The sequence below is a fragment of the Actinoplanes sp. CA-051413 genome, assembly GCF_050955795.1.
In the GTDB taxonomy this organism is placed as follows: domain Bacteria; phylum Actinomycetota; class Actinomycetes; order Mycobacteriales; family Micromonosporaceae; genus Actinoplanes.
This window is the reverse complement of the sequence record NZ_CP192100.1, coordinates 6115067-6137395: the sequence shown is the minus strand read 5'-3', so window position 1 is coordinate 6137395 and position 22329 is coordinate 6115067. Positions and strand designations below refer to the sequence as shown.

Annotated in this window: 19 protein-coding genes and 1 riboswitch; of the genes, 11 read left to right on the top strand and 8 right to left on the bottom strand. The window is 73.5% G+C overall.

The window, feature by feature from the left end; all coding sequences use genetic code 11:
- Positions 1–1386 (top strand): serine/threonine-protein kinase, encoded by a 1386-nt coding sequence (locus ACQP2Y_RS28960; protein WP_433718206.1) that lies wholly within the window; start codon positions 1–3, stop codon positions 1384–1386.
- On the opposite strand, the gene ACQP2Y_RS28955 is transcribed toward ACQP2Y_RS28960, so the two are convergent.
- The 4 genes from ACQP2Y_RS28955 to ACQP2Y_RS28940 are packed head-to-tail and all read right to left on the bottom strand — an operon-like array spanning position 1378 to position 9213.
- The gene (locus tag ACQP2Y_RS28955) at positions 1378–3411 is read right to left on the bottom strand and encodes an aminotransferase class I/II-fold pyridoxal phosphate-dependent enzyme (protein WP_433718204.1); all 2034 of its coding nucleotides are present in this window, start codon (positions 3409–3411) and stop codon (positions 1378–1380) included. The two genes, ACQP2Y_RS28960 and ACQP2Y_RS28955, sit on opposite strands and share 9 nt — an antisense overlap.
- A 25-nt stretch (positions 3412–3436) precedes the next feature.
- Positions 3437–6829 carry a thiol reductant ABC exporter subunit CydC gene (gene cydC, locus ACQP2Y_RS28950; RefSeq protein WP_433718202.1) on the bottom strand — a complete coding sequence of 1131 codons (3393 nt, stop codon included), beginning with the start codon at positions 6827–6829 and terminating at the stop codon, positions 3437–3439.
- Positions 6826–7809 (bottom strand): cytochrome d ubiquinol oxidase subunit II, encoded by a 984-nt coding sequence (gene cydB, locus ACQP2Y_RS28945; protein ID WP_433718200.1) that lies wholly within the window; start codon positions 7807–7809, stop codon positions 6826–6828. The genes cydC and cydB overlap by 4 nt, the downstream gene beginning before the upstream one ends.
- Positions 7810–7818: 9 nt before the next feature.
- Positions 7819–9213, bottom strand: a complete 1395-nt coding sequence (locus tag ACQP2Y_RS28940) for a cytochrome ubiquinol oxidase subunit I (protein ID WP_433718198.1) — start codon at positions 9211–9213, stop codon at positions 7819–7821.
- Between the two features lie 75 nt (positions 9214–9288).
- Between ACQP2Y_RS28940 and ACQP2Y_RS28935 the strand changes: the two genes are divergently transcribed.
- The 4 genes from ACQP2Y_RS28935 to ACQP2Y_RS28920 all read left to right on the top strand — a co-directional run bounded on the left by ACQP2Y_RS28935 (position 9289) and on the right by ACQP2Y_RS28920 (position 13351).
- The gene (locus tag ACQP2Y_RS28935; RefSeq protein WP_433718196.1) at positions 9289–9693 is read left to right on the top strand and encodes a BlaI/MecI/CopY family transcriptional regulator; all 405 of its coding nucleotides are present in this window, start codon (positions 9289–9291) and stop codon (positions 9691–9693) included.
- Between the two features lie 5 nt (positions 9694–9698).
- Positions 9699–10613 carry a M56 family metallopeptidase gene (locus ACQP2Y_RS28930; protein WP_433732100.1) on the top strand — a complete coding sequence of 305 codons (915 nt, stop codon included), beginning with the start codon at positions 9699–9701 and terminating at the stop codon, positions 10611–10613.
- Between the two features lie 134 nt (positions 10614–10747).
- Positions 10748–10885, top strand: a riboswitch (cyclic di-AMP (ydaO/yuaA leader).
- 14 nt (positions 10886–10899) lie between these two features.
- Positions 10900–11892 carry an NlpC/P60 family protein gene (locus ACQP2Y_RS28925; protein ID WP_433718194.1) on the top strand — a complete coding sequence of 331 codons (993 nt, stop codon included), beginning with the start codon at positions 10900–10902 and terminating at the stop codon, positions 11890–11892.
- A gap of 556 nt (positions 11893–12448) precedes the next feature.
- Positions 12449–13351, top strand: a complete 903-nt coding sequence (locus ACQP2Y_RS28920; protein ID WP_433718192.1) for an aminoglycoside phosphotransferase family protein — start codon at positions 12449–12451, stop codon at positions 13349–13351.
- On the opposite strand, the gene ACQP2Y_RS28915 is transcribed toward ACQP2Y_RS28920, so the two are convergent.
- Entirely contained in the window at positions 13326–13742 is a 417-nt protein-coding gene (locus tag ACQP2Y_RS28915; RefSeq protein WP_433718190.1) for a MarR family winged helix-turn-helix transcriptional regulator, read from the bottom strand. The two genes, ACQP2Y_RS28920 and ACQP2Y_RS28915, sit on opposite strands and share 26 nt — an antisense overlap.
- A 62-nt stretch (positions 13743–13804) precedes the next feature.
- Between ACQP2Y_RS28915 and ACQP2Y_RS28910 the strand changes: the two genes are divergently transcribed.
- Together ACQP2Y_RS28910 and ACQP2Y_RS28905 are read left to right on the top strand one after the other, a co-directional pair.
- Positions 13805–14884, top strand: coding sequence for an epoxide hydrolase family protein (locus tag ACQP2Y_RS28910; protein ID WP_433732098.1), 1080 nt, complete (start codon positions 13805–13807; stop codon positions 14882–14884).
- Between the two features lie 45 nt (positions 14885–14929).
- Complete coding sequence (locus tag ACQP2Y_RS28905) at positions 14930–15706, top strand: SDR family NAD(P)-dependent oxidoreductase (RefSeq protein ID WP_433718188.1); 777 nt, start codon at positions 14930–14932, stop codon at positions 15704–15706.
- A 51-nt stretch (positions 15707–15757) separates the two neighbouring features.
- Here the strand turns inward: ACQP2Y_RS28905 and ACQP2Y_RS28900 are convergent, their stop codons facing one another.
- Positions 15758–16537 carry an ABC transporter permease gene (locus ACQP2Y_RS28900; RefSeq protein WP_433718186.1) on the bottom strand — a complete coding sequence of 260 codons (780 nt, stop codon included), beginning with the start codon at positions 16535–16537 and terminating at the stop codon, positions 15758–15760.
- The gene (locus tag ACQP2Y_RS28895; protein ID WP_433732096.1) at positions 16534–17463 is read right to left on the bottom strand and encodes an ATP-binding cassette domain-containing protein; all 930 of its coding nucleotides are present in this window, start codon (positions 17461–17463) and stop codon (positions 16534–16536) included. The genes ACQP2Y_RS28900 and ACQP2Y_RS28895 overlap by 4 nt, the downstream gene beginning before the upstream one ends.
- A gap of 93 nt (positions 17464–17556) precedes the next feature.
- Between ACQP2Y_RS28895 and ACQP2Y_RS28890 the strand changes: the two genes are divergently transcribed.
- The 4 genes from ACQP2Y_RS28890 to ACQP2Y_RS28875 are packed head-to-tail and all read left to right on the top strand — an operon-like array spanning position 17557 to position 21888.
- A complete protein-coding gene (locus ACQP2Y_RS28890) occupies positions 17557–18303 on the top strand; it encodes a TetR/AcrR family transcriptional regulator C-terminal domain-containing protein (protein WP_433718184.1) in 747 nt (248 codons plus the stop codon).
- Between the two features lie 38 nt (positions 18304–18341).
- Positions 18342–19526 (top strand): tetratricopeptide repeat protein, encoded by a 1185-nt coding sequence (locus ACQP2Y_RS28885; protein ID WP_433718182.1) that lies wholly within the window; start codon positions 18342–18344, stop codon positions 19524–19526.
- On the top strand, positions 19523–20704 hold the full coding sequence (locus ACQP2Y_RS28880) for a tetratricopeptide repeat protein (RefSeq protein ID WP_433718180.1): 1182 nt from the start codon (positions 19523–19525) through the stop codon (positions 20702–20704). Before ACQP2Y_RS28885 ends, ACQP2Y_RS28880 begins: the two co-directional genes overlap by 4 nt.
- Positions 20656–21888 (top strand): YibE/F family protein, encoded by a 1233-nt coding sequence (locus tag ACQP2Y_RS28875; protein WP_433718179.1) that lies wholly within the window; start codon positions 20656–20658, stop codon positions 21886–21888. Before ACQP2Y_RS28880 ends, ACQP2Y_RS28875 begins: the two co-directional genes overlap by 49 nt.
- A gap of 41 nt (positions 21889–21929) precedes the next feature.
- Here ACQP2Y_RS28875 and ACQP2Y_RS28870 read toward each other — a convergent pair whose 3' ends face one another.
- Positions 21930–22322 carry an SCO5389 family protein gene (locus tag ACQP2Y_RS28870; RefSeq protein WP_360543352.1) on the bottom strand — a complete coding sequence of 131 codons (393 nt, stop codon included), beginning with the start codon at positions 22320–22322 and terminating at the stop codon, positions 21930–21932.
- Positions 22323–22329 lie beyond the last annotated feature (7 nt).

Genomic DNA, 22329 nt, shown 5'->3' with positions numbered 1-22329 from the left:
ATGCTGCACGCCGGTCTCAGGCTCGGTGACCGCTACCGGCTCGACGCGCGGATCGGCGCCGGCGGCATGGGCGAGGTCTGGCGGGCGGTCGACGAGGTGCTCGGCCGGGTCGTCGCGGTCAAGGCCATGCTGCCCGGGGTCGCCGACCAGCCCGACTTCGCCAAGCGGTTCCTCGTCGAGGCCAAGGCCATGGCCAGCGTCAACCATCCCGCGGTGGCGTCGATCCACGACTACGGGCGCGGCGCCGGGATCACGTACCTGGTCATGGAGTTCATCGACGGCGAGTCCCTGTCGCAGCTGCTGGCCCGGGAGGGGCGCCTCGACCCGGTGACGACGATGCGGCTCGTCGCGCAGGCCGCCGACGGCCTCGAGGCGGTGCACGAGCGCGGCATCGTGCACCGCGACATCAAACCCGCCAACCTTCTCGTACGGCGTAACGGCGCCCTGCTCATCACGGACTTCGGCATCTCCCGCACGGAGGACGGCACCCAGCTCACCGCCTCCGGCGCGGTCCTGGGCACGCCGACGTACCTGTCACCCGAGCAGGTGCTCGGGCAACCCGCCACCGGCCGCAGCGACATCTACTCGCTCGGGCTGGCCGCGTACGAGTGTCTCGCCGGACGGCGCCCGTTCGAGGGCGACAACCCGTACGCGGTGGCGCTGCAGCGGCTGCAGGCCGCGCCCCGCACGCTCGGCGGTGACATTCCCGCCCCGGTGCTGGCCGTGGTCGAGCGGGCGCTGGCCACCGACCCGGCCGACCGCTGGCCGTCAGCGGCCGCGATGGCCGAAGCCGCCCGCGCCGCGGTCGGTCCCGGACCGACACCGCGGGCGCCGCGGCCGTCCACGTCACGTTCCCGGCGCTGGGCGGTGCTGGCTGCGGCGCTGGTTGTCCTGGTCGTGGCCGGAGGCGTGGCGCTGTGGCAGACCCTGCGTCCGGACCCGCACGGCGGGCCGGCAGTGGGCGCCGGCACCTCGGGCCCGGCCGCGCCCGGGGTCGTGCGGCCGGCCGGCTTCGTCACCTGCGGCCCGCTGCTCTGCCCAGCCGAGCCGCTGTGCTGGGCCGGGGTGACCGCCATCAACGGCCGGGCGTCGTCGCCGCGGGATCTCGACTGCGCCGGGGACCACACCTGGGAGACCTTCGCGGCCACTGCCCTGCCCGCCGACGTCAGCCGGAGCCACGAGGACGAACTGCTGCTGCGCAAGGACATCGCGGCCGCCTGCTCGGCGCGGGTCATGGCCGACCGCAGCCGGGACCGGGCCGCGACCGACGGCTGGGAGCGCGAGGCCTGGCCGATCGAGGTGCCCGGCACCGACCAGCGGCTGGTGCACTGCCTGGCCCGTCCCGAGCAGGGCGAGCCCACCGGCTCGGCGTTCACCTCATCCTGAGGGCAGGCTGCGCCGGACGGCCGCGACCACCCGTTCGGCCTGCTCGACCGTCAGCTCCGACGACATCGGCAGAGCCAGCGCCTCGGCGTGCAGCGCGTCGGTGACCGGCAGGGTCCGGCCCGCGCCGAGCGGCCCCCGGTGCACCGCCGCGAAGTACGGCTTGGTCCCCACCCCCAGCGCGTCGAGGCGCCGCTGCAACCCGTCGCGGTCCGCCACCCGGGCCACCCAGTGCACGTAACTGTGCCGGTCGCCGTCGCGCACCTGCTGCGTCTCCAGAGGCAGGCCGGCGTAGACCGCTGCCACCTCGGCGCGCCACCGGACCAGGTCGCCCAGCACCGGCAGCTGATCCAGCGCCACCACCGCGTGCAGCTCGTTCATCAGCTCCGAGCGGGTCCAGCCCGCCGGGTCGGCCTGCACCCGCTCGGCGGCCTCAGCCGGCAGGACCAGGGCGCCGCCCGCGCCGCCGGCCGACAGGACCTTGGCGAAACTCATCGAGTACGCGTGCGCGTCCGCCTGCTGCGCCACCGGCCGGCCCCGGTGCAGGCTGCCCAGCGCCGCCGCCGAGTCGGCCAGTAGCGCCACCCCGGCCCGCCGGCAGACCGCGCGCAGCCCCGGGTAGTCGCACGGATTGCCGAAGGTGTCGACCGCCATGACCAGCCGCACGTCACCCGGCCGCAGCGCCTCGCCGACCGCGGCCGGTGACAGCGTCCAGGTCACCGGGTCCACGTCGGCGAAACGCAGCCGGTAGCCCAGCTGCACCAGGATCTCGGCGGTCGCCGGGAACGTGTACGACGGCAGCACCGCCACGTCCCCCGGCCCCGCCCGGCCCACCGTCGCCGCCACCATGATCCGTAGCGCGGCGGTCCCAGACGCGGTGAGCAGCACCCGCCGGTCGTCGTCGAGGTCGAGCTCCTTGCCGAGGCGCTCGGTGAGCTCCCGCGTCCACCGGTTGCCGTGCTTCACCTCGCCGCTGACCAGGCACTGCTGCTGGCGGGCGACGACGAGCTCCGGACGGACCGGCCGCAGCGGCACCACGACCGGCAGCGGCGGGCGGAACAGCGGCTCCCGGTCGTCGCCGATCTGCTCGATGAGCCGGGCCAGGTGCGGGCGCAGCGAACCGATCCGGTAACCGGCCGCGGCGAGCCGATTGGTGACCACCAGCCCCGAACTGTCCGGCAGACGGCGCGGCTGCTCGCGTACCGGGGAGGCGGAGCCGCACAGCGTACGGATCTCGGTGGCCAGGGCGTGCAGCGACACCGGCGGCCCGCCGACGTTGAACACGCCGGGCCCGATGCCGCCCACGAGGATCCGGCCCAGCTCCACCGGCGGCAGGAAGCTGCGTACGGTCCCGGCCGTGACGGGCAGCGGCAGCCCGGCCCGCGCCCGCCGGACCAGCCGGGTGGCGACCCGGTCCTGACCCGCACCGAACGCGTTGGCCAGCCGCAACACGGTCAGCCGGTCGCTCCGGACGGCTCCGGCGACGAGCCGCTCCTGGGCGAGCTTGGCCATCGCGTACGTCCACCGCCCGGCCGGATCCGCGTCGGCCATCCGGCGGGCGAGCGGCGCGGCCCGCCACGGGGGACAGGCGGCCCGGGCCAGATCACGGGCGTCGGCGCACCACGCGTCGATCTCGCCGGCCGACCACGGCAGCACCGGTGCCGTGTCCTCGGTCAGCGGGCCGTCGGCTGACCCGTACACCTCGACCGAGGACGTCAGAATGACCCGTCGCCCGGCCAGGGCGGGCAGCAGCCGGGCCGTGCTGATCGCATTGTGCAGCGGCAGCGTCCAGGGCCGGCGCGGCCGCGGATCGCTGGCCCCGAGCAGCAGCACGACAACGCCCGGCGGCAGCTCGGGCAGTTCGTCGGTGAGCAGGTCGGCGCTGATCCAGCCGAGCCCGGCCGCCGCGGTGACCTCCGGCGGCGCGACCCGGTCCACGCTGGTGACCGCTTCCCCGGCGGCCAGCAGCGCGGCGGCGACCTCGGTGCCGAGGAAGCCCGAACCCCCGACCAGCACGAAGCTGTTCATGCAACCTCCACAAAGGAGGTCAGTATCAACGAGCCCCGACCACCGCGGTGTCCGCTCGCCGACAGGGGGTCAGCTGTCCGTCCCGCAGTTCGTAGCGGGCGTGCACCCGGTCCAGCCCTTCGGTGCGGTGCGTCAGCAGCAGCACCGTGCGCCCATCGGTGGCGGTGAGCAGATCCGCCATCAGCGCGGCCGCGCCGGCCTCGTCCAGCCCTTCGGTGGGCTCGTCCAGGATGAGCAGGTCGGGTTCGGCGAGCAGGGCCCGGGCGGTCGCCAGCCGGCGACGCTGACCGCCGGAGATCGTCCCGCCGCCGGTGCCGAGCCAGGTGTCGAGCCCCTGCGGCAGACCGGCCAGCCAGCCGTCGAGCCGCACCCGGGCCAGGGCGGCGTGCAGTTCGGCGTCGGTGGCGTCCGGGCGGGCGAGGCGCAGGTTCTCCCGGACCGTGGAGGCGAAGACGTGGTCGGCCTCGTCGCCGACCAGCGCGCTGCGGCCCACCCCGGTGACCGTGCCCGCGCGCGGGTCCAGCAGCCGGGACAGCACGGCGGCGAGGGTGGACTTGCCGCCGCCGGAGGGCCCGAGCACCGCGGTGCGGGAGCCGGCCGGCAGGTCCAGGTCGATGCCGGCCAGGGCGGGCGGCCGAGCCGGGTCCCAGCCAGCCACCAGGCCGCGGATCGTGATGTCCCCGGCCGCACCGGCACCGGGAGCACCGGCGGCAGCGGCGGGTCCGGGAGTGGCTGACGGTGGCTGCGCGGCGATCTCCGCGAGCCGGGCGCGCGCACCGGCCGCGCGGCGCCAGGCAACAGCAGCGTCGGGCAGCGCGGCGACCGGCTCGCCGAGCGCCACAACCGCAAGCAACAGCACAGCGGCCCACTCGTCGGACAGCCCGCTACCGGCGGCCACCAGCGCGGTACCGGTCACCGCGACCCCCCAGCCGAGCAGGCCAAGCGCGGCGGCGGCACCGGCCGAGCGGGCCGCCCGCGCTTCGAGCCGCGCCAGCACCCGGCTGCGCCGATCCGGTACGGCCAGAGCGTCCCCGCCCCGCCGACCCACGGCGAGCTCCTCGACACCATCGACGGTCTCCACGACGGCGTCCCGCAGCTCGGCCCGCGCCTGACCGGTAGCAGCGTCGAGCCGGCTCGCCTGCCGCGCGGCCAGCGCCGGAGCGGCCACCCCGCTGATCAGCAGTCCCACCGCGAGCGGAAGCGCGACCGCGGGCAGCACCGCCACAGCAGTGACCGCCACGAGCGCCAGGGTCAGAGCCGCCGCGAGGGCGGGCAGGCGCCCCCGCAGCAGCCCGTCGACGCGGGCGTCCACGTCGTCCCCGACCCGGGTGAGCAGGTCACCGCGGCGTCGCAGCCGAGGGCCGGGCACCCGGGGGATGAGGTCAGCGAAGACCCGCGCCCGCCACTCGCCGAGCCGGGCGAAGGCCACGTCGTGCGAGACCAGCCGCTCGACGTAGCGCAGCAGCGGCCGGGCGACGGCACTACCCCGGACGAGCACGACAGCGGTCGACAGCGTGAGCACCGGCGGCAGCGTCGCGGCCCGGACGAGCAGCCAGGTGGCCGCCCCGGTCAGCACGATCCCGGCCAGCCAGGAAGCCGCCCCGAACCCGACGGCCGTGCCGGGGCGCCGCACGAGCCACCCGGCAGCGCGCGCCACCAGCGACCCACCGGCCGCAGGGGCGCGAACAGTGCCCGGCGTGGCCGCGGGAACAGCGCCCGGCGCGGCCGCGGGGGCGGCGCCCGGCGCCGATGAAACGGCCCGGTCGTCGGGGTGTTGCCGGCCGACCGGTCCTGATGCCGGCGGCACGTCGGGCGGCGGGGGAGTGACGTCGATGATCCGGTCGGCCGCGGCCAGCAGCCCGGGCCGGTGCGCGACCACCAGCACCGCACACCCCTGGTCCGCCGCCGCCCGCAGCCGCTCGATCACCAGCCGCTCGGCTTCCGCGTCGAGGTGCGCGGTCGGTTCGTCGAGCAGCAGCACCGCCGGTGCGCGCCCGGCCGCCCGCAGCAGAGCCGCCAGCGCCAGCCTTTGCCGCTGGCCGGCCGACACCCCAGCCCCGTGCTCGCCCAGCACTGTCGCCGGTTCCACCTCGGCGTCCAGGCCCACCGTGCGCAGCGCTTCGCGCACCGCGTCCGGACTGCACCCCGGGAACACGTCGGCGACTGTGCGGACGTGCGGCAGCGTCGGCCGCTGGGGCAGGTACAGCAGGCCGGGACCGCTGAGCTCGACCCGTCCCGTGACCGCCGGCTGCAGCCCGGCGAGGACCCGCAGTGCCGTGGTCTTGCCGGCACCCGACGGTCCGCGCAGGGCGACCAGTTCTCCCTCGCGGACGGCCAGCGCGTCCAGGTTGAGTGCGTCCACCGTGGACCCGGGGTGCCGCACCCGCAGCCGGGCGGCGTACACGGCCGGGCGTTCGCCACCGGCGCCGAAGCGTCCGTCGCGAGCCGCGGCCAGCACCGCCCCGGTCGGCAGGAAGGCCGGATCGGCGTCGGAGGGTGCCAGGATCTCGTCGGCGTCCGCGATGACTGCCGACGCGTCGGCGCTCGCGTGGTAGCGGGCCGCCATCTCGCGCAGCGGCCGGTACACCTCGGGCGCGAGCAGGATGACCAGCAGCGCCGGGCCCAGCGTCAGGTCGCCGGCGGCCACCCGGAGCCCCGCCTCGACGGCGATCAGCCCCACGGACAGCGTGGCGACCAGGTCCAGCGCCGTCGAGGACAGGAACGCCACCCGCAGCACCCGCAGGGTCGCCGCGCGGTGCCGGTCGGTCATGTCGCGGACCACGGTGGTCTGGCGGTCGGCGCGGCCGTACACCCGCAGGGTCGCCAGCCCGCGCACGACGTCGAGGAAGTGGCCCGCCAGCCGGGCGTCGGCCTCCCAGGCCCGCTGGGCCCGCTCGCGGGTCGCCCAGCCGATCAGCGCGCCCAGCACCGGGATCAGCGGCAGCGTGACCAGGGCGATCAGTGCCGACGTGAGGTCGGTGAGGGCCATCGCGACGATGACCAGCGGTGGCAGCGCCACGCCGAGGACCAGTGCGGGCAGGTAGCCGGAGAACCACGGCCGCAGCGAGTCCAGGCCGCTGCCCAGCACGGCGGTGAGCCGGTTGCCGCCGAAGCGGGCCACCCAGGCGGGACCGTGGTCCAGCGCCGCCGCGAGCGCCGAGCGGCGCAGTTCGTCGGTCACCGCGGCCGCCGTACGCTGGGCCACCACCTGCTCCGCCCAGGTCAGCGCGGCCCGCAGCACGAAGGCCGCGGCCAGCAGCGCCAGCGCGTCGTGGCCGGTGACGATCCGGGCCAGGGCGACGGCGACGGCGACCGTCGCGGCCGCCTGGACGGCGCCGAGCAGGGCCGAGATCCCGATTCCGGTACGGCTGGAGCGAGCGTGCCGCAGCAACCGGGGGTCGAGGGGTCCACGGCTCATGACGGCACCCGCTCGCTGGCCACCCGGCGCCGGAACACCCAGTACGAGAACGCCTGGTAGACCAGTACGCCGGGGAGCACCACCACGCCGACGACGCTGATCAGCCGCAGCGCCGAGTCGGTGGCCGCCGCGCCCGTCATGGTCAGCGACCAGGCCGGGTCCAGTGTGCTGCGCAGCACGACGTCGCCGTGCACGGTGAAGACGGTGATGACGGCGCCGGCGATGCTCAGCGCCGTACCGCCGAAGGCCAGGGCTTCCTGGCCGTTGCGGGCCAGCATGGCGATGCCCAGGCAGAGCGCGGCCGCGGCCAGCGCCGGCCGCGACTCGGTGGCGAAGCCGATCGCGGCCAGCACGGCGGTGCCGCCGGTGGCCAGGGTGACGCCGAGCCGGCGGGCCCGCACGTGCACCGGGCCGGTGGTGCGCAGGGTCAGGAACATCGCCCCGATCAGCAGGGCGGCGAACAGGGCCGCGCCCGCCCCGGCCAGGGCCGGCCAGCTGAGCAGGGCCGCGGTGCTGCGGCTCAGACCCGTACCGGTGACCTGGCCGTCCGGGCCGAGGGCCAGGCCGTGGGTGAGCACGCCCAGCACCGCTCCCCAGAGCAGCACGATGCCGGCCGAGCTGGCCGCCAGGGCCGCGTCGCAGCGTCGGCGCCAGCGTGGCCCGTCGCCCTTGCCGCGGAACTCCAGCGCCACCCCGCGGACGGCGAGCAGCAGCAACAGCGCCACCATCGGCAGATAGAGGCCGGAGAGCAGGGCGGCGTACCAGTCGGGGAAGGCCGCGAAGGTCACGCCGATCGCGGCGACCAGCCAGACCTCGTTGCCGTCCCAGAACGGGCCGACGGTGCGGACGACGGCTCCCCGCTCGTGGTCGTCGCGGCCGACGACCGGGGAGAGCAGGCCGACGCCGAAGTCGAAGCCCTCGAGGACGAAGAACAGCACCCAGCAGAGCACGACCAGCGCGAACCAGACAGTGATCATCATGGTGATTCCTCAGTAGACCGGGACGGGCTCGCGCTCGGGTGCCTGCTCGCCGGCGGATGCGGCGGGCGCGGCGGCTTCGAGCGGTTGCCGGGACAGGTGGCGGACCAGGCGCAGCCAGACGACGGCGAGGATGCCGTAGACGACGGCGAAGCCGATCAGGGAGACGAGCACCTCGCCGCGGGTCAGGCCGGGGGAGATGCCGTCGGCGACCCGGGAGATGCCGAACGCGAGCCAGGGCTGGCGGGCGGTCTCGGTGAAGATCCAGCCGAACGTGTTGGCCGCGGCGGGCAGGATCGGGATCAGCGGCAGGAAGCGGATCAGCAGCCGGTGGGCCTGCCGGTCACGCCGGGTGCTCCACAGGTAGTACGCCGCGACGGCCGCCGCCAGCATGCCGATGCCGATCATCAGCCGGAACGTCCAGAACGCCACCGGGATCATCGGGATGTAGCTGCCCGGGCCGAACTGGGCGGCGTACTGGGCCTGGAGGTCGTCGATGCCCTGCACGGTCGCGCCGGGGTTTCCCTTGGCCAGGATGGACAGCAGGCGGGGGATCTCCAGGCTGAAGAACGGCTCGCCGCCGTCCGGGCCGCCGACGGCGAAGACCGAGAAGGGCGCGCCGGTGGTGGTCGCGTACAGGGCCTCGGCGGCGGCCATCTTCATCGGCTGCACCTCGGTGATGACCTTGCCGAGGTGGTCGCCGGTCAGGGCGGTGAGGGCGCCGCCGGTGAGGGTCAGCCAGGCGCCGAGCCGGGCCAGCGTACGGAACGCCGCCTCGCCTCCCGCCCGCAGCCGCCACACCCCGATGGCCAGGAGCAGCGACCCGCCGGCCATCACCGCCCCGGCCAGCGTGTGCGGGAACGCGGCCAGGTTGACCTTGTTGAGCAGCAGCGCGCCGAAGTCGTCGAGGTGCGCCCGCCCGGTCACCGGGTCCAGCGAGTACGCGACCGGGTTCTGCATGAACGAGTTGGCGGCCAGGATGATGAACGCGGACATCACGGTGCCGGCCGCGACGATGACGATGGTGGCGGCGTGCAGCTTGCGTGGCAGCCGGTCCCAGCCGAAGTACCAGAGCGCGAGGAACGTCGCCTCCAGGAAGAAGGCGAGCATGCCCTCGATCGCCAGCGTCGGGCCGAACACGTCGCCGTAGAAGCGGGCGAAGTTGCTCCAGCCCATCCCGAACTGGAACTCCTGCACCAGCCCGGTGACCACGCCGACCGCGAAGGTGACGATGAGCAGCTTGCCGACCAGTTTGGTGAGCTGCAGATAGCGCTCCTGACCGGTGCGCAGCCAGGCGAGCTGCAGGCCCGCGGCGGTGCCGGCCAGGCTGATCGACAGCGGCACGAAGAAGTAGTGGTAGATCGTCACGACCGCGAACTGCAGCCGGGTCAGCTCGAGCACGTCCACGGATGGCCCCCTCTACGACGTTCCGTAGTAGATACTACGCCCCGTAGTACGACGCTGTGCAGTAGAGTGGGTCACATGGCTTTGGGAGACCTCGAACGTGAGGTCATGACGCAGTTGTGGAACGCCGGCGAGCCGCTGACCGTGCGCCAGGTGCACGAACGGCTGAGCCGCGACCGCGAGCTGGCGTACACGACCGTGATGACCGTGCTGGACCGGCTGGCCAAGAAGGGTGTCGTCACCCAGCAACGCGCCGACCGGGCGTACCGCTATGCCCCCGCGCAGTCGCGCGAGGAGATGACTGCCGCGCTGATGCTCGACGCCCTCAGTGCGGCTCCCGACGGCGTCCGCGACGCGGCCCTGGCGCACTTCGTCGGCCGGATCGACCCGTCGGCACTGACCGCCGCCATCGAGGCGGCACGGAAGGACCCGGGCGCTCTGCTGAGCCTGCCCGCAGCGGAAAACCCAGAACAACAGCAGTGACCGCCATGCTGCTCGGCGCTCTCGGGCTGACCCTGTCGCTGGTCGTGCCGGGCATCCTGGCCGGGGCGCGCTGGCCCGACCGGGCTCCCGCGGCGGCCGTCGCGCTCTGGCAGAGCATCACCCTCACTGGGGTGCTCTGCGCGCTGGGCGTGGTGCTGGCCGGACCGCAGGAACTGGTCAGTGAGCTGGGTTCGGACCGGCCGGTGGGTGCGGCTGCGCTGATTTTCGCGCTGGCCGTCGCCGCGGTGATCATCGTGCGGCTGCTCGTGTCGCTCGTCCGGGTGAGCATCCGGTCCCGGGCGCGCCGGTCCCGGCACCGGATGCTGGTCGACCTGCTGGACAGTGCCGAGCGCCACGGTGAGCTGCCGGCCGAGGTGCCTGCCGGGCTGCGGGTGCTGGACGGGCCGCTGCCTTTCGCGTACTGCCTGCCGGGCCGCTCGCCTCGGGTGGTGCTCAGCGACGGTGCGCTGCGGGTCCTCGACGCCGAGCAGGTGGCCGCGGTGATCGCGCACGAGCAGACCCACCTGCGGCACCGGCACGACGTGGTCATGGAGTCGTTCACCGCGTTCTACCGGGCGGTGCCGCGGCCACTGCGCAGCCGGGCGCCGCTCGACGCCGTACACCTGCTGCTCGAGATGGTCGCCGACGACGCCGCCCGGCGGCGCTGCGGCGCGGCGCCGCTGCGCACAGCTCTGGCGCTGCTCAGCGACGCGGTCAGCCCGGACGCGCCGGCGGAGCTCGGCAGCGCGGCGGCGGAACGCCGGCGCCGGCTCGACCGGCTGAATGTGAGTGATCCGCGCCCGGTCACCGTGACCTTGACCCTGGCCGCGGCCACCGGCGCGGTCGGCCTGCTGGTATTACCCACAGTGATTCTGGTATTGCCATGGCTGGACCGGGCGCTTTCGGCCTGGCCGCTTTGACGGCCATTTCTTACGCTGCGTCAACCGATGTTCGGCGCAGTGTGTCCTGATACCGCCGGGTTCAAATCGCCGTTGATCGGGAGTACGGTAGTGCCCGGCTCGGCAGTCCCCCCTCGTCCCAACCCGGGCGAACTGACGAGCCACCGCCTAATCGTCGCGAGACGAACCGGGGACCCACGAATTCTGGGGTCAAGCCACCAGCAGCACGGTGGCCGGGCGCGCTTCCCGCCCGCACCCGTCAGCTAACCCGGTCGGCGGCCGAGGGAAGAAAGGACACTGCACCTACGTGAAACGGATTGAGGCGCGCAGCGCCGCAATTCTGCGCAGCATCGCCTGCGCCGTCGTCGCGGTCGGGATTCTTCTCACTCCCGGGGTGGCGAATGCGACACCGTCCCCGTCGAGCATCGAAAAGCAGATCGACGAGCAGTGGAACAAGCTGGAACCGGTCATCGAGCAGTACAACAACGTGCACAATCAGCTGCTCAAGAACCAGGCCCAGCTCCGGAAGATCGACAAACGGCTCGCACCGCTGGAGCTGGAGGTCGACCTGGCCATGTCGCAGGTGGGCAACATGGCGGGAAAGGCCTACATGCAGGGCTCGCCCAGCGCCATGAAGGCCATGGTCGTCAGTGGTTCGCCGACCTCTCTGACCGAGAAGCTCACGTTCCTCGACCAGATCAGCCGGCACCAGCGTGAGTCGGTCTCGGGCGCCGCGAAGCTGCGCGACCAGCTCGCGGGCGACAAGCGCGACCTGGACACCCTGACCAAAGCCGTGGCGGCGCGCGACAAGGCGCTGGCCCAGCAGAAGAAGGACATCCAGAAGAAGGTCGACGAGCTGCAGAAACTGCGGATCAGGGCGTACGGGGCGAGCGGCGTCTCCGACGGTGCGTTCAAGACCGGCCCGTGCCCGGTCGACTACACCGACGACAAGGGTGGCCGGGCGGCGCAGAAGGCGTGCGACCTCATCGGCAAGCCCTACGTCTTCGGTGCGGAAGGGCCGGGCGGCTACGACTGCTCCGGCCTGACCAAGGTGGCCTGGGCGGTGGTCGGGGTGCACCTGGAGCACTTCACCGGTGACCAGATCGGAGCGGGTCGGGCGGTCAGCCGCAGTCAGCTGCAGCCGGGCGACCTGATCTTCTACGGCAGTCCGGTCCATCATGTCGGCATCTATGTCGGCGGCAACACGATGGTGCACGCACCGCACACGGGTGACCACGTCCGCATGGCGTCGATCGATCGCAGCGGGGCCATCACCGGCATCCGCCGCCCGACCGGCTGAGGCCCGCACCACGCACGACGGAAAAGCCGCCACCTCCGTGGCGGCTTTCTCCTTTCAGGCCTGCTCCGGAGCGAACTGGGCCAGCGACACCTCCTTGGCTGCGGCGATGTCCTCCGGTCCCGCGGTGCCGGACGCCTCGACGACGCTCACCCAGGTGTGCCGGGTCCTCGGCGACCACACCCTGCAGGAACAGCGCCAGGGCCAGGAACGCGCCGTCCCATCCCGGACCGAGGGAGAGGGCTCCCGCGCCGCTGCGGGCCATCTCGATGGGACGGTGTGCTCCAGCTCGAGCCGGGTCCGCTCCGCGCCGTCCGGGGAAAGGCGCAGCTCCACCCGGCTCAGTGGCCCGCCGAAGGTCAGCCGCAGCAGCCGCGGCGGTTCGCAGGCCAGGATGTCACCGCCCGCGTTGCCTTCCAGCTGGAACTTCCCGCCGGCCCGCAGGCAGTCTCAGCCCCGGTCGTCCACGTCCGCGGTGATGTGGCGCCGGCGGATGAACCCGCTCACCAGAGCGGTGGGCTCCAAAGTGTCCGATCAGGGTGCTGCGAGACTGGAGGGCATGTTTCCCGCTGCCTTCGTCCGCAACGTCACCGGCAATTGGGGCGACGACGGCCGGCGCTGGCTCGCCCAGCTGCCCGCTCTGGTCGAGGACGTTGCCCGGGAGTGGGGACTGACGGTCGGTGCGCCGTACCCGTTGAGTTTCAACTATGTCGCGCCGGCGCGGCGGGCCGACGGGTCGCCGGCCGTGCTCAAGCTCGGCCTGGCCGTGGCCGGTCATGTCGCGATGGAGGCCGACACGCTCGGCTTCTTCGGTGGCCGGGGCACGGTCGAGGTGCTGGCCCGCGACGACGACCGGGGTGCGCTGCTGCTGGAGCGGGCCGAGCCCGGCGGGACGTTGCGGGCGCTGGTCCGCGAGCACGACGAGCAGGCCACGGCCGTCCTCGTCGACATGATGCGGCGCCTGCACCGGCCGGCGCCGGAAGGGCTGGTGCTGGAGGAGTTGTCCTCGCGCGTCGCGGCGTTCGACGCGCATCTGGCGCGGTATCCCGGCGACGACCCGTTGCCGCGGCGCCTGGTCGAGCAGGCCCGGGCGCTGCTGGCCGACCTGTGCGCCTCGGCCTCGCAGCGGGTGGTCCTGCACGGGGATCTGCACCACGAGAACGTGCTGGCCGCGGTCCGGGAGCCGTGGCTGGCGATCGACCCGCACGGCGTGCTCGGCGATCCCGGATACGAGGTCGGGGCGGTGCTCTACAACCCGTTCGACGGCGACGAGCCGGTGCTGGAGCTGCTGCCGGCCCGGGTGGAGCACTTCGCCGACGGCCTCGGCATGCCCGTCGACCGGGTGGTCGCCTGGGGTTTTGTGCAGGCGGTGCTCTCCGAGGTGTGGGATGCCGACGGGGGTTACCCGGAGCCCGGCCAGGCGCTGCAGGTGGCGCTCAAGCTGGCGCCGCGCCTTTCCTGAGCAGGCTCAGCAGCCGCACCAGCTCGGCCCGCTCGGCGGAGGTCAGCGGCGCGAGCAGCTCGTCCTGGATGGCCTCGGCCCGAGCTGCCAGCTCCCGGGCGCGTTCACGGCCGCGGCCGGTGATCGTCACGACGTTGCGGCGCTTGTCGGCCGGGTCCGGGCTGCGCTCGACGTAGCCGTCCGCGGTCAGCTCGTTGAGCACCGCCACCATGTCGCTGAGGTGGATTGCGGTGCGCCGGCCCAGCTCGGCCTGGCTGGCCGGCCCGTCGAGCAGGGTCTCCAGCAGCCGGTAGTGGTAGCCGCGCGCGCCGACCTCGGCGAATCGTTCGGTGACCAGGCGGCCGGCGTGGGCGGCGGTCTGGGTCAGCAGCCAGCTGGGGAGGTGCTCCATGTGCCGACTCTAACATTTGCCTGACTAACGTTAGTACGACTAACGTTAGTCGTATGAACGATATCGCGCCGTACCGGATCGACGTCCCGCAGGCCGACCTCGACGACCTGGCCGACCGCCTCGACCGCACCCGCTGGCCCGACGAGCTGCCCGGCGCGGGCTGGGACTACGGCATCCCGCTGGCCCGCGTACGCGAACTCGCCGAGCACTGGCGCCACGGCTACGACTGGCGGCGGCACGAGGCCGAGCTGAACGAGTTCCCGCAGTTCCGCACCGAGATCGACGGCCAGCGCGTCCACTTCCTGCACATCCGCTCGGCCAACCCGGACGCGCTGCCGCTGCTGCTCCTGCACGGCTGGCCGGGCTCGGTGCTCGAGTTCCGGGCCCTGACCGGCCTGCTGTCCGACGACTTCCACCTGGTCGTGCCGTCGCTGCCCGGCTTCGGCTTCTCCGGGCCGACCGGGGAGCGCGGCTGGGACCTGCACCGCATCGCCCGGGCCCTGGCCGAGCTGATGACCCGGCTCGGTTACCCGCGTTTCGGTGCGCACGGGGGCGACTGGGGCTCCGGCGTCGCCCGTGCGCTCGGCGCCGCCGTCCCCGAACGGGTCGTCGGCGTACACGTCAACTATCTGCCCACGCCCGGCCCGGCGACCGGCCTGACCGGCGAGGACCGCGACCGCGCCGAGCGGACCGCGGCGTTCGCCGCGAACCGGCCCGGCTACCAGGTGCTGCACGCGACCCGGCCGCAGACCATCTCGTACGCGCTGACCGACTCACCCGTCGGCCAGCTCGCCTGGATCGCCGAGAAGTTCACCGAGTGGGTCGACCCGGCCTCCACCATCAGCGACGACGTCCTGCTCACCGACGTGTCGATCTACTGGTTCACCCGGACGGCGGGCTCGTCGGCCCGGCTGGCCAAGGAGAGCGGCTTCGGCACGCCCTGCCCGGTGCCGATGGGTGTGGCCGTCCTGCCGCACGACATCGTGCTGAGCGTGCGCCCGCTGGCCGAGCGCCTCTTCGACATCCGGCACTGGACAGAACTGCCGCGCGGCGGGCACTTCGCGGCGCTGGAGGTGCCGGTCGAGCTGGCCGCCGACATCCGCGCCTTCTTCCGGAGCCCGGTGATCTCGCCCTCACCGTAGTGCGGGTCCCGCGTCGCGGCGCCCGGCACGGGGAAGAGTGGGGGCATGCGACTCGATCTCAGCGGCAGGACTGCTCTCGTCACCGGCTCGACCCAGGGCATCGGCCTCGCGATCGCCACCGGCCTGGCCGCCGCCGGCGCCCGGGTGGCGATCAACGGCCGGGACCGCGACAAGGTGCTCGCCGTGCTCCCGAGCGACGGTGACTTCGTCGCCGCCCCGGCCGATCTGACCACCGACGACGGTGTCGCCGCGCTGCTGGAGGCGCTGCCGGAGGTCGACATCCTCATCAACAACCTGGGCATCTTCGGTGCCCGGCCGGCGCTGGAGATCACCGACGCCGAGTGGCGGCGGTACTTCGAGGTCAACGTGCTGACCGCGGTCCGGCTGACCCGGGCGTACCTGCCGGGCATGCGCGAGCGCGGCTGGGGCCGGATCCAGTACATCGCGAGCGACTCCGCGGTGGTGACGCCGGCCGAGATGATCCACTACGGCATGACCAAGACCGCGCTGCTGGCGGTCTCCCGCGGCTTCGCCAAGGAAGCGGCCGGCAGTGGCGTGACGGTCAACAGCGTCATCGCCGGACCGACCCACACCGCCGGTGTCGAGGAGTTCGTCTATGAGCTCGTGGACCGTGACCTGCCGTGGGACGAGGCGCAGCGCGAGTTCATGCGGCTGCACCGGCCGCAGTCACTGTTGCAACGCCTGATCGAGCCCGAGGAGATCGCCAACATGGTGGTCTACCTCAGCTCCCCGCAGGCGTCGGCCACCACCGGTGGCGCGCTGCGCGTCGACGGCGGTTATGTCGACGCGATCCTGCCCTGACGGGTCCGCCCGGCCGGACCGCGGGCCCACCCGCGGTCCGGCCGGTCCGGCTCAGTAGCGCAGCCGGCGGTAGGCGCGCGCCGACAGCGGCAGGAAGATCGCGGTGAGCAGCAGCGGCCAGCCGACCGCGAGCCACACCGCCCCGTCGGCCAGCGGTCCCTCGGTGATCCCGGTCGGGTTGCCGAAGAGCTCCCGCGTGGCCGACGCGGTCGCGGACAACGGGTTCCAGGCGGCGATCGCGCCCAGCCAGCCCGGCATCGTCTCGGCGGACACGATCGCGGTGGACAGGAAGCCGATCGGCCAGACCAGCACCTGTACGGCCATCGTGGCGCCCTCGCCGCGGAAGCTCAGGCCCACGAAGATGCCGATCCACAGCACGGCGAACCGCAGCAGGAGCAGGAGCAGCACGGCGGCCAGCGCGGACGCCGGGCCGTCGGAGATCCGCCAGCCGATGAGCAGGCCGCCGAGGATCAGCACCAGCAGCTCGACCGCCGAGTTGGCCATGTCGGCGCCGACCCGGCCCAGGGCCACCGACGCACTGCCGATCGGCATCGAGCGGAACCGGTCGGTGATGCCCTTGCGGGCGTCGTTGGCCATCGCCGTGGCCGTGCTCTCGACCCCGAACATCATGCTCAGCGCGAGCATGCCGGGCAGCAGGAAGCTGATGTAGTCGCCGCCGCCGGGGACCGTGATCGCGCCGCCGAAGAGGAAGCCGAAGACCAGCAGCAGCATGATCGAGAAGAGCAGGCCGAAGAGCGGCGTCCACGGCTGGCGTACCCAGTGGGCCAGGTCCCGCTGGGTGATGATCCAGCCGGCTCGCAGTGTCGTCATCGCGCCACCTCCTTGTCGGTCAGGGTGAGGAAGACCTCGTCGAGGGTCGGCCGGCGCAGCACCAGGTCCTCCGGGGCGATACCCAGCTGATCCAGGGCACGGACGATGTCGGCCAGCGCGACCACCCCGGCCCCGACCTCGAAGGTCACCCGGTGCGTCTCCGCGTCGGTGACGGCGGCCTCGCCCAGGGCGGCCGCCAGCCGCTGCGCCACCAGCTCCAGCGACTCCGACCGCGGCACGGTGACGGTCACCCGATCCCCGCCGACCTGACGCTTGAGCTCGTCGGGCGTGCCGGTGGCGACCACCTTGCCGTGGTTCATCACGGAGATCCGGGCCGCCAGCTGGTCGGCCTCGTCGAGATACTGCGTGGTGAGCAGGACCGTGGTGCCGCGCGCGGCGATCTCCCGGACGCTCTCCCAGACCTCGTTGCGGGCCCGGGGATCCAGGCCAGTCGTGGGCTCGTCGAGGAACAGCACCGCCGGGGTGAGGATGAAACCGGCGGCCAGGTCGAGCCGGCGGCGCATCCCGCCGCTGTAGGTCGACACCGCCCGGTCCGCCGCGTCGGTGAGCCCGAACGTATCGAGCAGCTCGTCGGCCCGGGCCCGGGCGCGGGCCGTGGTGAGGCCGAAGAGCCGGCCGAACATGACCAGGTTCTGCCGACCGCCGAGGATCTCGTCCACGGCGGCGTTCTGCCCGACCAGGCCGATCCGCCGCCGGACCTCGCGGGCCTGGGTGCGCACGTCGAAGCCGGCGACCCGCGCGCTGCCGCCGTCGGTACGGATGAGCGTGGCCAGGGCCTTCACCGCGGTGGTCTTGCCGGCGCCGTTCGGGCCGAGCAGCCCGTGGATGACGCCGGGCGGCACGCTCAGGTCGAAGCCGTCCAGAGCCTGCAGAGCGCCGTATCTCTTGCGTAGTCCGTCGGCCATGAGGGCGTAGTCGGTCACGGTGGCTCCTAACTCCGTATGCCTTACGGAAATCTTGCCGGCAACACCGTACACCCCACGGGGTAATGTGCGCACATGGAGAGTCAAGACATCGACCGCACGCTCAATCTGCTGTGGCGGCGCACGCTCGGGACCCCGCAGGGCACCCGCGGACCCCGGCAGCGGGTGAGCGTTGACGAAGTGGTGCGCGCGGCGATCGCGGTGGCGGACGAGGAGGGGCTGCCCGCGTTCTCCATGCGCAAGGTCGCCGACCGGCTCGGGCTGAAGCTGATGTCGATCTACACCTACGTACCCGGCCGGGCCGAGCTGATCGGCCTGATGATCGACGAGGTGGCCGGCGAGCAGAAGCTGCCGCCGCACGAGGGCCCGCTGCGGCAGCGGATCACCGGGGTCGCGCAGCAGATCTGGGACGAGTACCACCGGCATCCCTGGCTGCTCCAGGTGGAGAACAGCCGGCCGTGGATCGGCCCGAACGTCTCCGACCGGTACGAGTGGCAGCTCGCCGCCATCGAGGGCGCCGGCTTCACCGACCTGGAGATGGACCAGGTGATCACGATGCTGTGCAGCTTCACGGCCGGGGCCGCCCGGTCCTCCATCGACACCCGGCGCACCACCGAGCAGTCCGGCATCTCCGACGCCGAGTGGTGGGCGGTCAACGCGCCGGTCCTGGAACGGGTGATGCCCGGCGACGCGTACCCGATCTCCGGCCGGGTCGGGCAGGCCGCCGGGCTGGAGTACAACGCGGTCGGCGACCCGGAGCGGTCGTTCCGCTTCGGGCTCGACCGCATCCTGGACGGGCTGGAGCGCCTCCTCGACCGCTGACGGGGGCCCACGGGGAAGCCGGGGCATAATCGCCTCTCATGAGCGACGCCCTGATCGACAGCCTCACGGCGGCGGTCGCCGCCCGGCCCGACGACGTCGCGCTGCGGCTGCACCTGGCCGAGCTGCTGGTCGGGGCCGGACGGACCGGCGAGGCGATCGGGCACGCCGCCCAGGTGCTGGCCCGGGACCCCGCGAACGAGGCCGCCCGGCGGGTGATGACCAGCGCTCTTCCGGGTGAAGCGCCGAAACCCTCGCAAGCTCCGGGCGTGGACTGGGACGCCCTGGAGGGCGAGTTCGAGGGCGTCGTCCCGCCCAGGTTCGCCCCGGCCGGTGCCGACGACCACGCCTTCGACGTCGAACGGGCCACGGTCACCCTCGCCGACGTGGGCGGCATGGACGAGGTGAAGCAGCGCCTCGAGCTGGCCTTCCTCGGCCCGCTGCGCAACCCGCGGCTGCGCACCCTGTTCGGCAAGAGCCTGCGCGGCGGCCTGCTGCTGTACGGCCCACCCGGTTGCGGCAAGACGTTCCTGGCCCGGGCCGTCGCGGGGGAGATGGGTGCCGCGTTCGTCTCCCTGTCGATCGTCGACGTGCTGCAGATGTGGGTCGGCAGCTCGGAGCGCAACCTGCACGACCTGTTCGAGGCGGCCCGCTCGCACGCGCCCTGCGTGCTGTTCCTCGACGAGATCGACGCGCTCGGCCACAAGCGCAGCCAGCTCAGCTCCTCGGCGATGCGGACCCTGGTCAACCAGCTGCTCACCGAGCTGGACGGGGTCGGCGGCGGCAACGAGGGCGTGTTCGTGCTCGCCGCGACCAACGCCCCCTGGGACATCGACGCGGCGCTGCGCCGGCCCGGCCGCCTCGACCGCACTGTCCTGGTGCTGCCGCCGGACGCGACCGCCCGCGCGGCCATCCTCGAGTACCACCTGCGCGAGCGGCCGGTCGCCGGCATCGACCTGCGCGCGCTGGCGGCCGCCACCGAGCACTTCTCCGGTGCGGACCTCGCGCACGTGTGCGAGACCGCGGCCGAGTTCGCGATGCGCGACGCCATCGCCACCGGCGAGGTGCGGATGATCTCGCAGCAGGACATGACGGCCGCCGTCCGGGAGGTGCGCCCGTCCACCGACGCCTGGTTCGCCACCGCCCGCAGCGTGGTCATGTTCGGCAACGCCGGCGGCGAGTACGACGACCTGGCCGCGTACCTCCGGAAGCGCAAGCTGCTGTGAGCGGCGACGACGCGTACCGGCAGGCCCGGCAGCTCGCCCAGGTCGGCCGGTACGCGGACGCCGAGGTCCGGTTGCGCACGGCGCTGGCCGCCGCGCCCGCCGACGCCGACCTGCTCACCCTGCTCGGTTATGTGCTGCGTCAACAGCGCGACTACGCGGCCGCGCTGGCGGCCTGCGACGCCGCCGTGGCCGCCGCGCCGGGGCTGGCCGACGCGCACGCCGAACGCGCCGAGTCTCTGATCGCCCTGATCCGCGACCGGGACGCGATCGCCGCGGCTGGGGAGGCGGTCCGGCTGGCTCCGCACGAGCCCTCCGGGCACCTGGTGCTGGCCCGCGCGCTGGCCGCCGGCCGCCGCTTCGCCGAGGCTCGCGCCTGCGCCCGGCAGGGTCTGACGCTGGCCCCGCGGTCGGTCGAGGGGCTGCTGACCGTGGCCGACGTGGAACGCGACGCGGGCAGCCGGGACGCGGCCGAGGAGGCGGCCCGGGCGGCGCTGGCCATCGAGCCGGCCAACGCCTACGGCCGCTGGCTGCTCGCGATGCTCGACGCCGAGCGGCTGCGGGTGGGTCGTTCGATGCGGGCCCTGCACGACGTGGCCCGGGAGAATCCGGCCCGCCCGAACGTCATCTCGATGACCTGGCCGATCCGCAGCCTGCTCAGCGCGCTGCGCCGCTGGTTCGCCGCCGCGATCCTGCTGGTCGCGGCCGGCGCCCTCGCGGCAACGTGGTGGCCATCGGCGGCCCTCGGCAGCCGCATCCTGGCCGCCCTGTTCGCCGTGGTCGTGGCCGGCTTCGCCCTGCGGGTGCTGATCCCCGCGGGCCGGTTGCCGTGGCGCTGCCTGCGGCTGGTGCCCCGGCTACTGCGCCGGGCCACCCGGGCCGCGATGGTGACGGTGGGCGTCATGGTCGCGCTCCTGCTCGGGTACGCCGTGACGGGCCGCTGGTGGACGGCCGTGCTCGCCCTCGCGGCGGTGCCGGTGCTGTGGGCCCTGGGCCTGGCCGAGCTGCTCGGTGCCCGGCTGGACGACCCGGGTTTCCTGCACGCGCTGAAGGCCCTGGGCCGTGACTTCCGCGACTGGGGCGGCGAGCTCGCCCGCTGGTGGCAGGAGACGAAACGCGAGCTGCGCGAGACGTGGAACGACGACAAGCCGCTGCCGCCGAGTCCCGGGTCGTCGCGATGAGCCACGATCACAGCCACGGCACTCCGCCGGCCGCGTCCCGGCGTACCCGGCGGATCGTCACCGCGGTGCTGGTGCCGGCCGCGCTGGCCACTCTCGTCGCGCTGATCCTGCTGTGGCCCGGCGACGTGCGCACCGAGGCTGCCGCGGGCGGCGGCGAGCGGGCCCTGGGCACGGTCACCGCCGTTGCCGAGCAGGCGTGCCCGGCCGGCGCGCAGCAGCAGCGCTGTGGTTCCGCCACGGTCCGCGTCACCGAGGGCCCTGGCTCAGGGACAGATCAGGCTGTGGATCTTCCACAAGGCCCCGGCACGCGCGCTCTGCACGTCGGCGACGGCGTGGTCCTGCTCTACTTCCCGGACGCGGTTCCTGGCGGGCGGGCGTACTCGGTGGTGGACCGGCAGCGCTCGACTCCGATGATCTGGCTGGTCGCGGTGGCCGTGGCGGTGATCCTGGCGTTCGGGCGGCGGCGGGGGCTGACCTCGCTGGCCGGCCTGGCGGTGAGCTTCGCGCTGCTGCTGCTGTTCGTGATCCCGGCCATCCTGGACGGCTCGCCGCCGCTGCTCATCGCCGTGGTGGGCGCCTCGGCGATCATGTTCGCGGCGCTGTATCTGACCCATGGCGTCAACGTGCACACCTCGGTGGCGGTGGCCGGCACGCTGGCCAGCCTGGTGCTCACCGGCGTGCTCGGTGCTTTGTTCACCTCGCTGATGCAGCTGAGCGGGCTGGGCAGCGACGACAGCGCGGCCCTGGCCGTCACCCGGACCAGTCTGGACCTGCGCGGGTTGCTGCTGGCCGGCATCGTGATCGGCGCCCTCGGCGTGCTGGACGACGTGACGGTCACCCAGGCGGTGACGGTGGCGGAGATGAGCCCCGGCGCGACGAGCCGCTGGGAGCTGTACCGCACGGCGATCCGGGTCGGCCGCGCGCACGTGGCCTCGGCGGTCAACACGATCGTGCTCGCCTACGCGGGGGCCTCGCTGCCCCTGCTGTTGCTGATCACGGCGTCCAGCGAACCCGTCACCGACCTGCTGACCAGCGAGTACCTGGCCCAGGAGATCCTGCGCAGCGCCGTCGGCACGATCGGCCTGGTCGCCTCGGTCCCGATCACGACCGCCCTCGCCGCCCTGGTGGCGGACCTCGGCCCGGCCACTCCCGTCGTCGCGGGGCGGCACGCCCGGCGCGCCTGAGGACGGCGGGCCGGAGCCCGCCGCCCTCGATCGGCCGGTGCTCAGCAGTTACGCAGTTCCGGTGACTGGTTGAGCAGCTGCCCGCGCGGGGAGACGAATGCCTGGTAACGGTCGCCGCCCACCGCGCTGAAGCGGAACGCCGCCACCCGGTGGCAGTTCTGGAAGGCGAGCTTGGCGCCGAAGTGCCGCTCCAGCCCGCCGCGGATGGCGTCGCTGGCCAGGGCACGCAGCAGCTCACCCCGCTGCTGCTCGGACGGCGGCGGGATCTCGTGGTCGGCGAACTCGCCGCCGGTGGTGTCCAGGTCGGTCATGACCTTGCTGACCACCTCCCAGGCGTACGGCAGGGACGTGCGGACACAGTCGACGAACTCCGCGTCCGGGACCTCGCCACGCTCGGCGGCGGAGAGCAGATCGGGGGAGACGGCAAGAGACATGCGGATC

Excerpts from the sequence above, each read along its gene's own strand:
- ACQP2Y_RS28885 (WP_433718182.1), top strand. The coding sequence starts at position 18,342 with ATGAGCGACGCCCTGATCGACAGCCTCACGGCGGCGGTCGCCGCCCGG.
- ACQP2Y_RS28930 (WP_433732100.1), top strand. The coding sequence starts at position 9,699 with ATGCTGCTCGGCGCTCTCGGGCTGACCCTGTCGCTGGTCGTGCCGGGC.
- ACQP2Y_RS28870 (WP_360543352.1), bottom strand. The coding sequence starts at position 22,322 with ATGTCTCTTGCCGTCTCCCCCGATCTGCTCTCCGCCGCCGAGCGTGGC.
- ACQP2Y_RS28905 (WP_433718188.1), top strand. The coding sequence starts at position 14,930 with ATGCGACTCGATCTCAGCGGCAGGACTGCTCTCGTCACCGGCTCGACC.
- ACQP2Y_RS28900 (WP_433718186.1), bottom strand. The coding sequence starts at position 16,537 with ATGACGACACTGCGAGCCGGCTGGATCATCACCCAGCGGGACCTGGCC.
- cydB (WP_433718200.1), bottom strand. The coding sequence starts at position 7,809 with ATGATGATCACTGTCTGGTTCGCGCTGGTCGTGCTCTGCTGGGTGCTG.
- ACQP2Y_RS28920 (WP_433718192.1), top strand. The coding sequence starts at position 12,449 with ATGTTTCCCGCTGCCTTCGTCCGCAACGTCACCGGCAATTGGGGCGAC.
- ACQP2Y_RS28895 (WP_433732096.1), bottom strand. The coding sequence starts at position 17,463 with ATGGCCGACGGACTACGCAAGAGATACGGCGCTCTGCAGGCTCTGGAC.
- ACQP2Y_RS28935 (WP_433718196.1), top strand. The coding sequence starts at position 9,289 with ATGGCTTTGGGAGACCTCGAACGTGAGGTCATGACGCAGTTGTGGAAC.
- ACQP2Y_RS28915 (WP_433718190.1), bottom strand. The coding sequence starts at position 13,742 with ATGGAGCACCTCCCCAGCTGGCTGCTGACCCAGACCGCCGCCCACGCC.
- ACQP2Y_RS28890 (WP_433718184.1), top strand. The coding sequence starts at position 17,557 with ATGGAGAGTCAAGACATCGACCGCACGCTCAATCTGCTGTGGCGGCGC.
- ACQP2Y_RS28960 (WP_433718206.1), top strand. The coding sequence starts at position 1 with ATGCTGCACGCCGGTCTCAGGCTCGGTGACCGCTACCGGCTCGACGCG.
- ACQP2Y_RS28955 (WP_433718204.1), bottom strand. The coding sequence starts at position 3,411 with ATGAACAGCTTCGTGCTGGTCGGGGGTTCGGGCTTCCTCGGCACCGAG.
- cydC (WP_433718202.1), bottom strand. The coding sequence starts at position 6,829 with ATGAGCCGTGGACCCCTCGACCCCCGGTTGCTGCGGCACGCTCGCTCC.